This window comes from Parvibaculum sp. (assembly GCF_049651025.1).
GTDB lineage: Bacteria > Pseudomonadota > Alphaproteobacteria > Parvibaculales > Parvibaculaceae > Parvibaculum.
Genome location: NZ_JBASBH010000040.1, coordinates 1 through 13,338 on the forward strand (window position 1 = coordinate 1; position 13,338 = coordinate 13,338).

Sequence of the window (13,338 nt, forward strand, 5' to 3'; positions counted from 1 at the left end):
GCAATGGCAGTCTTTGCGAGACCTTGTGCGTCGAGTGGAACCTCAAGCTGAGCAATCATGCGTTGATAGCTATTGGTCTCGACCTCGCTGCGCGAAAAATCGAAATTCGACGCAATGGGATGGGTCGAGCGCATCGGCTTGGGATCGAACATCGCGGTGATGCGCGCCTTGGCATTTGTGTAAGGCCCGCCGGAATGAAGTTCCGCCTTGCCCTCGACTTCCGCCGATTGGGAAGCCGAGAAGACCTTGCCGTTGACGGTTGCCGTCACGCGGAATGATGCCGGGGTGAAATCGCTGACCAGAACCTGCATCGGCTTCCAGGCATACCAGTCGCCCTCGCCTATCGCGCCTTCCGCATCGGCGCTTCCATCCTCATTTTCGGATGAGCCTTCGGGCTCCTCCGCATCCATGCGGAGCTTTTGCAGAAGCCGGAACTTGTACCAGCCGACCGCGCCGGTCTTGGGAACGGCGACTTCGCCCGAGGTCGAGCCGAATTCATTCAGCGAGACGCTCTTCATGTCGGCGACCAGTTTGCCGGTCGGATCGACAAGTTGCAGGCGATAGCTCGAAGGCGGCGCGGCTGTCAGACCCTCATTATTCTGTCCACGAACATAAATCTTGTACTGAATCGTGTCGCCTGCGCGATAGACGCCCTGCGCCGTCGTGCCCCAGACGCGCATATGCTCCTGCTCGGCCTGATCCTGTGACCACAGCGTTTCGCCCGAAGCGCGATAAATATCGGCTTCGAACTGATAGTTGAGCGGCATGAGCGCGAGATCATCGTCCTTTTCGGCACGGATCGTCAGGGCGCGCGAGCAAGGCGATTCCCATGTGCCGGCAACGGGCGCACTGCCCGGTAGCGTCGCGACGCCGTTTGCGTCCGTGATCGCGGTCGCCTCAACCCTGTCGGGCCGTGTCCATTCGGCGGACATGGTTCCCTCGCAAAGCGCCGTCATCAGCGCCGGATCGCGATAGAGCGACACCTTGACGCCAGCGACAGGCTCGGCGGTCGCAAGGTCCGACACCCAGACCAGCGTATTATAGTGCGCAAGCTTGACGTGAAGGCTGAAGGGTGTGACCTGCGCGAAAAGCAGGCCCGGCTTGGTGTTCGGCAAGTCCGGCTTCACGGACAAGGTACCAAGCACGACGCCCGACTTTTGACCGAGCATATCGCGCACGCCGAAAGGCACGGCATATTGCAGGTTGCGGATCGGGTCCAGTTTGCGATGGACGCTCAGCCCATCCTCGATGCCTTTCACAGTCATGCGAGAGAAATTGAAATCGCGATCCGTCAGATTGTTGACGTAAAGCGGCACGTCGCTGTCGATCGCTTTTTCGAGCACTGCGATATTGTTGGGCAGTTCGAAATTCGGCGGCCGATCATCCATGCGCCAGCGCACGGACAGGTCGCCCTCCAGCGGACGACCGAACATGTCGACCAGTTTCGTTTTATCGCCGGGCTTCAGGTTTGCTTCATAGTCGCGGGCCGAACGCAGATAGATGGGAAAACGGGGCGAGAACTCGTCGCCTTTCTGGTGAACCTTCCAGGAATAGTAACCTTCCGTTTGTTCCGGATCGACATTTGCCCAAGGGTCGCTATCTGGCGTGGGCTTCCCAAGTTCCGGCGAGAGCTGAACATGGTCGCGGATTTCCTTTGCCTTCACGGGCGACGAGAAAACCAGACGCACGAGGTTCCAAGGGCCGCAGGCGGCGGAAGACGTTTCGCCGGGCGCGATAACAATCTCCGCCCCGTCATTGGCCGTGCACCGTGCTCCGAGAAATTTGAACGGTCCAAATGTTGCGAATTTCTGCACCTGCTGATCAACGACGCTTGGCTCCATTCCAAGGCCGGAAATGAGGCCGGGCTTCATGTCGAGTGTGACGTCGGTATCGAGGGGAAGCGGCTTCACGGGCGTTACCAGCCAGGCGCGGCGCGTCCATTCTTTCGCAGCAGGAGAAGATTCAGGGCGGAACCAGGAGAAGTAGGAAAGCAGGCGCTTGAAGAAGCCCCTGATCCCCGGCTCGCGCGGCACGTCTACAAGTGCGTCGTCGGGCGCTTGCGTCCATTCCGGGCCTTCGACGGCATGCACGGCGCGCTGGCCCTCGCCATTTTCGCTCCAGGAGAAGGCGAGATGATTGACCACGCTGTCGCGGCGGACAGGCTGGTTGAAGGTGACGAGGATGGACGGCTGGCCCGGCCCGGCCCAATCGGAAAATTCAGCGCGATCAAGCGCGATGCGTGTCGTAATGAATTCATGATGGAAGGGAGCGGCAAGCGTCGTCCCGTCTTCGGCCTTGATGCCGGGATTGACCGTCATGCTGTAACGAGTTGAGGACTGCAGCGCGTCTGCTTCCTTCAGCTGACAGGCGAGCGCACTCGCCGTGAGCCAGCGCCATTCGCAATTGAGCTTCGGGCTGAATTCAACCGGAATTTCAGCAGAGCTGCGCTCCATGCGACCGAGCGGGACAACGGCACGATCAAACTCGATGACCAGTTGCCGTGTCGCGGGCACATCCTCGCCTGACGGAGTGATGCGGGCGACAGCCAGGGTGCCGTCCGCCGCCGCCATTGCCTGATCAGGTGCCCAGAAGCTACCGGCTGTTGCCAGCGCGATGACGAGAAACGGAAGCAGGCGATGAAATGCGGTCATATCGTGCCTTCGCAAGAAGCCGGAAATGGACAGCAAAGCATAACATGCGCGCACAGTGGTGAAAGGGTGCGCACGGACGGATATGGGGATGAATCGCCCGCAGCGGGAAGTTGGGGGCGGATATGCACAGGAAATCACCCGGCGCCACCCGAAACTCCGCGATTCTTCGCTGCCCCCTCCCGAAAAGGAAAGGGGTGCGGGGCCATGTTGTTGTGTGACTGATCGATCTTGACGGCTGCGAGCTTGGGGTCCTCGGTGCAGGCGGTGCCCAGGTCCTAGCTTCGGTTCATCATCACGCGTTGAGCCGGCAGGCCGCCAAAGTTGGCGATCGGGAGGTTGTGGGTCGGGTTATCGGCACGAATACAAGTGACCTTCTTCCGGCATGGTCAGCGTCAACCTGTCCGCAAAGCTGCAAAACACCTTTGCCATAAGATAATATTATTCGTGTGCTGATATTATAATGATGAGCAGTCTTGCAGGTGGAAACCCTGTTCAGAAGCGCCCGCCTACTGTTCGATCCAGCCAAGCGCACGGCGGAAGAGGCCCAGCGTCGAGGCGTGGAGCATATCGCCGGTCGCTTTCGGGGCTTTTCCGGCGGCGGCGCGCGCATATGTGCCTTCGAGAATAATGCCGAGCTTGTAGCAGGCAAGCACCGCGTACCATTCAATGGCGGACATGTCGCGCGCTGTACCTTCAGCATAGCGGGCGACCAGTTCGGCGGCAGTCGGGAAGCCGTCCCAGGGCTGTACACCGACCGAGCCGGTGCTGCCGCGGCCTTCCGCATCCGGCCAGGTGGCCATCAGCCAGCCGAGATCGAGCAGCGGATCGCCGATAGTGGTCAGTTCCCAATCGACGATGGCGGCGAGTTCCGGCCCGTCGAAGCGGTACATGACGTTAGCGAGGTGATAGTCGCCGTGGATGATGCCGGGCTTGAAGCTTTTCGGGCGGTTTGCATCCAGCCAGTCGGCAACGCGCTCGACGCCGGGAATTTCTGTCGGGCCAGCCCAGCCTTCATATTCACGATAGCTGTCGAGCTGGCCTCGCCACCGCGCCACCTGCCGTTCAAGATAGTTTTCCGGCTTTCCGAAATCGGCAAGACCAGCCGCGACGTAATCAATGCGGCCAAGCGCTGCCGCCCCGTCCGCAATTGCAAAGCCCATGCGGCGGCGGATATTTGCGTCGCCTGCGTGAAGCGCCGGCAATCCCACGGTCGGATTGAAGCCCTCCACCGGCTCCATCAGATAAAAGGCTGCGCCGAGCACATCTTCGCGGGGGCACGCTGCTATGAGGCCCGGATGCGGAACATCGCTGCCCTTCAGCGCCGCTAGCACGCGGGCCTCACGGCGCATGGTCTCGCTGCCGTTCATATGCGGGCGATGCGGTGGACGCCGAAGGACGAATGTGCGGTCACCACGACGGAACTTCAGCAGGATATTCTGCGTGCCACCGGCCAGTGCCGTTACATCCTGAAGCGCGCCGGATTCCAGGCGTTCCTCATCCATCCATGCGGTGAGCTTTTCAAGATCGACGAGGTCGGTCCAGGTTTCGAGGGCCATGGGGCTTCAACTCTCATTTCGCTGCTACCCCGGCATCGGCCGAGGTGGCATCTGATATTTGCGATTACGGCACCATCACCGTCTTCAGCGCGCCCTTTTCTCTGGCGTCGAAGAGACGATAGGCTTCTGCACCTTCGGAGAGCCTCATCTCATGGGTGATGAACTGCTCAGGCGTGAGGCGGCCATTGCGGATCAGCGGCACGAGGTCAGGCCAATGCGACTGAACCGAGCAGGTGCCGATGTGGAAGGTGAGACCCTTCATGAAGGCAAGACCCATCGGGAACGCAAAGTCACGGGTCTGGTTGACGCCGATGGCGGAGACGTGGCCGCGTTTGCCTGCGAGCATCAGCGCCATCTTGATCGTAGCGTCGGCACCGACGGCTTCGACCACGCAATCGAGGCCCTGATTTTTGGTCGCCTGGGCGATGACCTCGAGTGCATTGGCGCCATCGACCGGCGTCGCGCCGAGCGTTGCGGCGATAGCGCGGCGCTCCGGAACGAGGTCGATCGCGAAGACTTCGGATGCGCCGAGCACGAATGCGCTTTGCACAGCCATGAGGCCGATGGGGCCGAGGCCCACGACGCCGACTTTCGAACCCGGTCGGATATTGGCGTTAACGCAACCGAACCACGCCGTCGGCAGGTTGTCGGTGAGCATCAATGCCTGATCGGCGGTGATGCCTTCTGGAATATGGTGCGCATTGAAGTCGGCCATAGGCACGCGGATGCCTTCGGCCTGACAGCCTTCGAGACGATGGCTGAGGCCATAGCACCCCGCGCCGCCCGTTTCGCATCGATTGATATTGCCAGCGAGGCACGAGGCGCATGAACCGCAACCGACCGCTGCCGATAGCATCACCTTGTCGCCCGCCTTCAGACGGCGGACGCCGCGGCCAACCTCGACCACTTCGCCAACCGCTTCATGGCCAACGCAAAAGCCGAGATCGGGGCTGAAGCCTTCGCCGTGATAGATGTGGAGATCGCTGCCGCAGATGCCGCATTTGTCCATCTTGACGATGGCATCGGTATCGGCAGCGAGCTTCGGGTCGTCGAAGCTTTCATAGCGAATGTCGCGCGGGCCTTGATAGAGAAGCGCCTTCATGAAGTCCTCGTCAATTCAAGCGTTGCGTGCCATCAGCCCGCCGTCGACAGGGATGGTGACGCCGGTGATGTAGGAAGCGGCGGGCATGCAGAGGCTCACCGTTATATGCGCCACTTCTTCCGGGCGACCATAGCGGCGGAGCGCGGTGCGGCGTTTGGCATAGATTTCCTTCTGATCATCGGGGATCGCCTGCGTCATGCCGGTCGAGATCGGGCCGGGGCAAACGCAATTGACCGTGATGCCTTCCTTGCCGAGTTCAACGGCGAGCGCGCGGGTGAGGCCAGTGACGCCCGCCTTCGCCGCCGAGTAGGCGCTGTCGAGCGCAGTTGCGCCCAGCGCTTCCGTCGAAGCGATGTTGACGATGCGCGGGCTTTTCGATTTGCGCAGGAATGGCAGCGAGGCACGGATGATGCGTTGATGCGCGGTAAGGCAAACGCGGATCATGCGCTCCCAGAGATCGTCATAGCCTTCATTATCGATCTGCGTGAAGCCGGAGATGCCCGCATTATTGACGACCGCATCGATGCCGCCGAAATGTTTTGCAATCTCGGCGATGACGCTTTCGATTTCGGCCTTGTCGCCGACATCGAGCTTCCAGGCTTTTGCCTTGCCGCCTCTGGCGACAATGGCGCTGGCAACGGCTTGCGCACCTTCGAGCGTGTAGTCGGTGACGGCGACATTCGCCCCCTCAGCCGCGAAAACTTCTGCTGTGGCGCGCCCCATGCCGCTGGCCGCGCCCGTTACGAGCGCGGTGAGCCCTTTTACGGATCTGCTATTGTCACTCATTCTTGTCCCTCCCGTTCTTGTCATTGCAAGCGGAGCGAAGCAATTCAGACATCGCGAGGAAGACTGGATTGCTTCGTCGCTTCGCTTCTCGCAATGACGGCTAGTCGTTATGCGGCAGGATCGAGATCTTCGATCTGGTCGCCATACTTCTCGAAGGCATGCTTGCGCACGCTCGGCAGATGATAGGCCGGGAAAAGTTCATTGGAGGGGCGATATTCGCGAAGCACCTGCTTGGCGACCGTCACCTTGTGAACTTCGGTCGGGCCATCGGCAAGGCCGAGGAAGAAGGACGAGATGACCTGCCCCGTGAAAGGCATCTCGTTTGAGAGGCCGAGCGAGCCGTGCAGATGCAGCGCGCGTGCGGCGACATCATGAAGCACCTTTGGCATGGCGGCCTTCACGGCTGCAATGTCCTTGCGGACGACGCGATAGTCCTTGTGCTTGTCGATGAGCCATGCGGTGCGCAAGACAAGAAGGCGGAACTGCTCGATCTCTATCCAGCTATCCGCGATCTTTTCCTGCACCATCTGCTTTTCAGACAATTTCGAGCCCTGCGTCTCGCGCGAAATGACGCGTTCGCACATCATGTCGAAGGCTTTCTTCGCATCGGCAATTGTGCGCATCGCATGATGGATGCGGCCGCCGCCGAGGCGAACCTGCGCAACAACGAAAGCGCCGCCCGGTTCGCCAAGAACGTGATCGAGAGGCACACGGACATTAGTGTAGCGGATATAGGCGTGGCTGCCCTCGCCTTCCGAGCCGAAGCCGACATTGCGGATAATTTCAATGCCCGGCGTTTCGGCGGGCACGATGATCATGGACTGCTGCTGATAAGGCGGCGCATTCGGCTCCGTCACGGCCATCACAATATAGAACGCGGCATATTTGGCGTTGGACGAGAACCACTTCTCGCCATTGATGACCCATTCATTGCCCTCGCGCACCGCCGTCGTCGTGAAGATCAGCGGATCGGAGCCGCCCTGCGGCTCGGTCATCGAGAAGCAGGAGACGATCTCATTGTCGAGGAGCGGCTGGAGATATCTCTTCTTCTGCTCAGGTGTTCCGTAATGGGCAAGGATTTCGGCATTACCTGTGTCGGGTGCCTGACAACCGAAAACGGTGGGCGCAAAATGCGAGCGGCCGAGGATTTCATTCATCAAGGCAAGCTTCACCTGACCATAGCCCTGACCGCCGAGATCGGGCCCAAGATGGCAGGCCCAAAGCTTGCGCGCCTTGACCTTTTCCTGCAGAGGTCGAACGAGCTTGATGTTGTTCGGGTTCTTCACGTCATAGGGGCTGCCCAGCACATGGTCGAGCGGCTCGACTTCGGTGCGGACGAATTCGGCGATCCAGTCGAGGTCCTTCTGGAACTCGGCGTCGGTTTCAAAATCCCAAGCCATTTTTCTCTCCCTGTACTGATTTCTTGAATTTTAAAGAATGAGGCCGCCATCGACCGGGATGGTCTGACCGAGCACATAGGCTGCGAGGGGTGAGGCAAGAAAGAGCGCAACGCCCGCCATATCCTGCGGCGTACCGAGGCGGCGCATGGGAATGCCCCGAATACTGCCTGCCAGGCGCTCGGGATTGTCAGTCGTGACTTTCGTGAGCTTCGTGTCGACAAGACCCGGCGCGATGCCGTTCACGCGGATGCCGTCTTTCGCCCAGGCTTCGGCAAGTGTGCGTGTGAGGCCGACCGCACCCGTCTTCGATGCATTGTAAGCGGGGTTGCCGCGCGTCGAGTGGAATGCTGCCGTGGAGCTGATCGTGATGAGCGAGCCTTTCGAGGCTGCCAGCATGTCGTGGAATTTGATCGCGCAGGCCATGAGGCTGTTGACGTTGACGTCCATCACCTTCTGGAAGCCATCCATCTTGAACTCGCCGCGCTGATAGATGACCGTGCCCTGGCTCAGAACAAGGACGTCGAGCTTGTCAAAAGGCGCCCTGTATTTTTCGATCGCATCGAAGTCGGAGACATCCATGCGGTCGTAAGCGAGGCCCACCATGTCGGAGCCCTCAGCGGCGGAATAATCGGACGCCTTCTCGCGCGTGCCCCAGACATGGACCTTCGCGCCCTTGCCTTTGAATGCTTGCGCAATGCCATTGCCGATGCCGCTCGATCCGCCGACGACGAGAACTGTTTTTCCGGTGAAATCGAGCTCGGACATATGGCCTCTCCCTGATGTTTTTCAGCATTTATGAATTAGGTCGTTTGGATAATATATTTGACCATCGCATTTGCGCAAGGCATTCTTTGCTCATGACAAAGGCGTTACGGAAAGCACAAGCGGGAGCACGCGAGCAGATCAAGCTTGCGGCGCGGCGCTTGTTTGCCATTCGCGGCATTGACGGCGTAAGCGTGCGCGAGATCGTCGAGGCATCGGGGCAGAAGAACCACGGATCGCTGAGCTATTATTTCGGCACCAAGGAAGCCCTGGTACGCGAGCTTGTTGCCGATGGTGCAAAGCTCATCGATATGCGCCGCAATGCGTTTCTCGATCGACTTGAAGCTGCCGGTGGGCCGTCGAGTGTGCGCGACACTGTAGAGGCGCTGGTTTATCCTTCCATCGGACTGTCGGGCGAGACGGAAGATGAGGAGGATACTTATCTCCGCTTCATCGCGATGCTTGCCATGAACCATCGCGAACTTTTTATGGACGCGCTGGAGAAGCGCTGGAACTCCGGTTATCTGCGCTGCCTCGATCATTTGCGCCGGTTGATGCCGGACATGCCCGCTGCGGCGAAGAACCAGCGTTTCGTTTTCATGGGTGCCTATATGAGCAGTGTGCTCTCGCTGCGGGAGGCAGCGCTGACCGACCGCACGCGCCCGCATCCGAACTGGAGTTCGGCGGACACGCTTGAGCACTTCATGCAATCGCTGACTGTGATGCTGGAAGCACCGCTCGAAAAAGGACTGTTCGCCGGGACATCTGCGCCGAAGCGCCCGCGCGCGATTGTCGGCTCCATCGGCATGATACTGGATTGAGGGAGAATAGAATGACGGCAAGGACGCCTGCGGGCAAACTCGTCTCGGCTTTTGGCAATGTGGATGCAATGAGCGTGCTTTATGCGCCCGATGTGGAATGGAGCCTTTCGGCCTCCCTGCCCTTTCCGCGTCCGATGAAAGGCTTTGACGCCGTTGTCGCTTTCAACAAGAGCGTCTGGACGGACAGCTATTTTCCCGATTGCAGCGTGACCATCCTCGACGAGATCGGCGACGAGCGCCTGAGCGCCGTGCGCTTTATCTATCGCGCGCGCTTCAAGGCAAGCGGCGCGACGTATGAAAACGAATACACGCTCTTTGCACGCGGCAGCGGCGGCGGCATTCGTGAGGTCTTCGAGGCGCTGGATACGGCGGCAGTGCTCGACCAGCTCAGCGGCGGCAAGATCGGCGATACGTTCGCGAAGGCGATGGGGGAATAGAAAACGCTACGATTATTGCGTCGTCCCGGGACTTGTTCCCGGGACCCATCTTGCTTCTGTTTCCCGGACACGCCGGTGGATCCCGGGGTCAAGCCCCGGGATGACGCTGAATGTATGGAAAGGCGTTAGCTCTAAGCCACCTTCTTCACGCCCGTACTTCTATCCATCGCCTTGGCGATGATGTCACCCGCGCTGGTGATCGCCTGACGGGCGGCGCCGAGCATCGGGTGGAAGAAGTGCCAGACGTGGATCATTTCCGGCCATATCTGAAGGTTCACCTCGACATCCGCCGCGCCGGCGACGCTGGCGAGGCGCGTTGAATCGTCGAGAAGCGTTTCAGCCGCACCGACCTGTATGAGCAGCGGCGCGATACCACGAAAATCGGCATGGATCGGCGCGGCAAGCGGCGTGCGCGGATTGGCGCCGTTGAGGTAAGCAGCCGCCATGCCGAGTAGCCCGTCCTTCTGCACCATCGGATCGACAGCCGCCTGCGTCGTCATGGAATTACCGGTGACCTCCATATCGACCCATGGCGAAATGCAGAAGCCGCAAGCAGGCTGCTCCAGCCCCGCGTCGCGAATGGCAAGCAGCGTCGCGACGGTGAGGCCGCCACCTGCGCTGTCACCGGCGATAGCGATGTTGCCGGGTTCCAGGCCCTGCGCCAGAAGGAAACGATAAGCGGCGAGCGCATCGTCGACGGCAGCGGGAAACGGATGCTCCGGCGCAAGACGATAATCGAGGGACAAGGTGCGCGTGCGCGCGGCGCGACCAAGCTCGGTCACGAGGTGGCGGTGGCTCGCAACAGAGCCGATGACATAGCCGCCGCCATGCACATAGAGGATCACCCGATCGCGTACTGCGTTCGGCGTCGATGACCATTCGGCAGGGACGCCGTTTGCACTCACTTTTTCTCTGGAAACGTCAGAGGCTGTAGGGAACTGGTCGCCTAGTGCGTCATAAGCCTTGCGCAATTCACCGATGTCCTCGGGAAATCCCGCCTGAGCGAGAAATTCACGGATCGCGCCGATTTCCGGGTCTTTCATGGTCTCCCCCTCTGGTTGCTCCGGGGGATGATAGACTCACAAACCCATCCTCGTCATGCCCCGCGTAAAGCGGGGCATGACGGTTATGCATTTTTCAGGATTTCCTCTTCGACATCGCGCAGGCGGTCCTTGCCGAAAAAGATTTCCTTGCCGACATAGAAGGTCGGGCAGCCGAAGGTGCCGCGCTCGACGGTGGCGGATGTATTGGCGATGAGCTTTTCCTTCACGTCCGCATCCTGCATTCGGGCGATGAAGTGCGCGCCGTCGAGGCCACCTGCGTCGAGTTCGGCGCGGATCACTTCGGCATCGTCCATCTTCTTGGACTGCTCCCACATGGCGCGGAAGACAACGTCCATGTATTTCGGCAGTACGCCGTCCATCTGCGCAACGACGGCGCCACGCATGATCTGCACCGTGTTCACGGGGAAGTGTGAATTGAACTTGAAGGCGTCGAGCTTGTGGCGCGCGATGAAGCGCTGCATCTCGATCATGTCGTATTGCGGCTTGTTCTTGATATTGCCGAACGCGACCATCGGCGGCTGGTTGCCAGTGAGCTTGAAGATCCCGCCGAGCAGGACGGGTACATTTTCGAACGTCACGCCCGTGCGTTTCTCGATCTCGGGGATGACCTTCCAGGCCATGTAGGAATTCGGGCTGCCGAAATCGAAGTGGTGCTCCACTTTCACGTTTGCCATTACCATTGCTCCCCATAAGGACGGATATCGAGTTCATGTGTCCAGGCATCGCGCGGCTGGCTGTGCAGTTGCCAATAGGTGTCGGCGATGGAGGACGGGTTCATCAGGCGATCAGGAGCGAGGTTTTTCAACGCTTCCTCGCCCTGTGCTGCCTTTATGCGGTCGCGCACAAAGGCCGTATCGACGCCCGCATCAATGATGAGATGAGCGACATGAATATTCTTCGGACCAAGTTCACGCGCCATGCTTTGCGCGACAGCGCGGAGACCGAATTTTGCGGAGGAGAAAGCGGCATAGCCGACCCCGCCACGCAGGCTCGCCGTTGCGCCGGTGAAGAAGATGGAACCACGACCGCGCGGAAGCATAAGCCTCGCGCTCTCCCTGCCTGCGAGAAAACCCGAATAACAAGCCATTTCCCAGACCTTGCGGAAAACGCGCTCGGTCGTTTCAAGCAGAAGGAAATTGACGTTGGCACCCACGTTGAAAATGCAAACTTCGAGCGGGGCATGCGCATCGGCGGCCGCAAGAAAGGCGGTGACCTCATCTTCCTTGCGCGCGTCGAGGCCGCGCGTTTCGCAAGCGCCGCCCGCAGCTTCAATCTCGGCTTTCAGGGGCGCAAGCTTGTCCGCCGTGCGCCTCCCGGCAAAGACGGTATAGCCCTCGGCGGCGAACCTCTTGGCGATGGCGCCGCCGATATAATCGCCTGCACCGATCACGGCGACAGTCGCATCGCGTTTGGCGGCCATGAGTTCCTCCGATCCGGGTTTTCGCTGGAACCAAGTAAGTCTTAAAAGGGAACTTTGTCAATCTTGCGATAGATAGCCGGTCCAAAAGAGGTAGCCGGCGCGCATCGGGAGACGGGCATTACTACATTTGCCAAAGGAGCCTGACGGGAACAGGATCGGCGACAGAAGAATGTCGTCAGTGCTTCATCCGTGAGCCACAGACTGGATCGAGAGGTATTTCCCATGGGTACAATACTGATCATTATCCTCGTCATCATTCTGCTCGGCGGTGGTGGCGGCTACTACGGCTACAACCGCTATGGCACAGGAGGTCTCGGCGGCGCGCTTGGCGTCGTTGTGATTATCCTGCTCGTTCTCTGGTTGATGGGCATCATTGGCGGCGGCGGCATGATGAGATGACGACAGTCAGCGTTCGGATCGCGACGCGCCGGACACGGACACGCTTCGCCATACGATAAGAGTGCGTCCAATGGGGACCGTGACATTGACGTCATGCGCGATGTGTCTTGCCGTCATCACCACGGCGTTCAGTCTGGCGCTTCCCGCTCAGGCGGGCGATCTCAAGGTGACCATCGCAGGTATTCGGTCCGACAAAGGCGCGTTGATGATCGGGCTCTATGACAGCCCCGAAAAATTCAAAAAGGCGATTGCCAATTCAGCGCATAAAGGGCTGCTGAACGACAAAGGCCGCCTGATCGGCGTGACAATGAGGGCCACGCCCGGCACACAAGGGATCGACTTCCCGAGCCTTCCTCCGGGCCGCTACGCCGTCATCGTATTTCACGATGAGAATGGCAACGGTCGGCTGGACATGAACCTGCTGGGCATACCCATGGAAGGTTATGGCTTCAGCAATAATGCAACCGGCTTTTTCAGTGCACCGTCATTTGATGCAAGCGCGGTCCTCATTTCAGACACCGGCGCAGAGGCAAACAAGAGCATCACCATCGGTCTTACCTATGGTGTATTGCCGTCATTGCGGCCTCGCTTCGGCAAATAACAACGAGGATGTAGAAATATATCTGCAGCAAGAAGACTGGCGCCGCTACTTCTTCTCGATCGACATGCCGTTCGGGCCGACATTGATCTGCACACCGTCAGGCTGCTTGCGGTCCTGGTAAAGTTGATAGCCAATAATGACGACGGCAAGAGCGAGCACGCCGATGACGAGGTAGAGAATGTTGCTACGGTTCACGTTCTGCCCTCGGTGGAACGGAAGCACCAGCGCCTCCCGCACTTCCAAACGGTAGGCGCTTTTCTCCCGGGTTGAAAGCTCCGATTCCAACTGCCGATCGGCGCTCCTCCGTATCAGCCCGTCTCATCACGTTATGCGCCACAC

14 protein-coding genes are annotated in these 13,338 nt (G+C 59.6%); 4 read left to right on the forward strand and 10 right to left on the reverse strand.

All coding sequences use genetic code 11. The annotated features are described in order from the left end of the window. The 6 genes from WA943_RS05300 to WA943_RS05325 all read right to left on the reverse strand — a co-directional run. On the reverse strand, positions 1–2,651 hold a 2,651-nt coding region (locus WA943_RS05300), incomplete at its 3' end, for an MG2 domain-containing protein (protein ID WP_424468809.1). Between the two features lie 506 nt (positions 2,652–3,157). Further along, a complete protein-coding gene (locus WA943_RS05305; RefSeq protein ID WP_424468810.1) occupies positions 3,158–4,207 on the reverse strand; it encodes a phosphotransferase family protein in 1,050 nt (349 codons plus the stop codon). A 64-nt stretch (positions 4,208–4,271) separates the two neighbouring features. Continuing rightward, the gene (locus tag WA943_RS05310; RefSeq protein WP_424468811.1) at positions 4,272–5,309 is read right to left on the reverse strand and encodes an alcohol dehydrogenase family protein; all 1,038 of its coding nucleotides are present in this window, start codon (positions 5,307–5,309) and stop codon (positions 4,272–4,274) included. A gap of 15 nt (positions 5,310–5,324) precedes the next feature. After that, entirely contained in the window at positions 5,325–6,095 is a 771-nt protein-coding gene (locus WA943_RS05315) for an SDR family NAD(P)-dependent oxidoreductase (protein ID WP_424468812.1), read from the reverse strand. Between the two features lie 107 nt (positions 6,096–6,202). Further along, the gene (locus WA943_RS05320) at positions 6,203–7,495 is read right to left on the reverse strand and encodes an acyl-CoA dehydrogenase family protein (RefSeq protein WP_424468813.1); all 1,293 of its coding nucleotides are present in this window, start codon (positions 7,493–7,495) and stop codon (positions 6,203–6,205) included. 30 nt (positions 7,496–7,525) lie between these two features. Beyond that, complete coding sequence (locus WA943_RS05325; RefSeq protein WP_424468814.1) at positions 7,526–8,260, reverse strand: SDR family NAD(P)-dependent oxidoreductase; 735 nt, start codon at positions 8,258–8,260, stop codon at positions 7,526–7,528. Between the two features lie 92 nt (positions 8,261–8,352). On the opposite strand from WA943_RS05325, the gene WA943_RS05330 reads away from it, so the two are divergent. Both WA943_RS05330 and WA943_RS05335 read left to right on the forward strand, forming a co-directional pair. Next, on the forward strand, positions 8,353–9,078 hold the full coding sequence (locus WA943_RS05330; RefSeq protein ID WP_424468815.1) for a TetR/AcrR family transcriptional regulator: 726 nt from the start codon (positions 8,353–8,355) through the stop codon (positions 9,076–9,078). Between the two features lie 11 nt (positions 9,079–9,089). Continuing rightward, positions 9,090–9,515, forward strand: coding sequence for a nuclear transport factor 2 family protein (locus WA943_RS05335; RefSeq protein WP_424468816.1), 426 nt, complete (start codon positions 9,090–9,092; stop codon positions 9,513–9,515). A gap of 131 nt (positions 9,516–9,646) precedes the next feature. Here the strand turns inward: WA943_RS05335 and WA943_RS05340 are convergent, their stop codons facing one another. The 3 genes from WA943_RS05340 to WA943_RS05350 form a co-directional block, all read right to left on the reverse strand. Beyond that, positions 9,647–10,558 (reverse strand): alpha/beta hydrolase, encoded by a 912-nt coding sequence (locus WA943_RS05340; protein ID WP_424468817.1) that lies wholly within the window; start codon positions 10,556–10,558, stop codon positions 9,647–9,649. 83 nt (positions 10,559–10,641) lie between these two features. After that, positions 10,642–11,253, reverse strand: coding sequence for a 2-hydroxychromene-2-carboxylate isomerase (locus WA943_RS05345; protein ID WP_424468818.1), 612 nt, complete (start codon positions 11,251–11,253; stop codon positions 10,642–10,644). Beyond that, entirely contained in the window at positions 11,253–11,999 is a 747-nt protein-coding gene (locus tag WA943_RS05350; RefSeq protein ID WP_424468819.1) for an SDR family NAD(P)-dependent oxidoreductase, read from the reverse strand. The genes WA943_RS05345 and WA943_RS05350 overlap by 1 nt, the downstream gene beginning before the upstream one ends. Before the next feature lie 222 nt (positions 12,000–12,221). Here WA943_RS05350 and WA943_RS05355 point away from each other — a divergent pair, with 222 nt between their 5' ends. Continuing rightward, positions 12,222–12,398, forward strand: coding sequence for a DUF3309 family protein (locus tag WA943_RS05355; protein ID WP_424468820.1), 177 nt, complete (start codon positions 12,222–12,224; stop codon positions 12,396–12,398). Positions 12,399–12,468: 70 nt separating this feature from the next. Continuing rightward, complete coding sequence (locus WA943_RS05360) at positions 12,469–12,999, forward strand: DUF2141 domain-containing protein (protein ID WP_424468821.1); 531 nt, start codon at positions 12,469–12,471, stop codon at positions 12,997–12,999. A 45-nt stretch (positions 13,000–13,044) separates the two neighbouring features. Here WA943_RS05360 and WA943_RS05365 read toward each other — a convergent pair whose 3' ends face one another. Beyond that, a complete protein-coding gene (locus WA943_RS05365; protein ID WP_424468822.1) occupies positions 13,045–13,194 on the reverse strand; it encodes a hypothetical protein in 150 nt (49 codons plus the stop codon). Between the last annotated feature and the right edge of the window lie 144 nt (positions 13,195–13,338).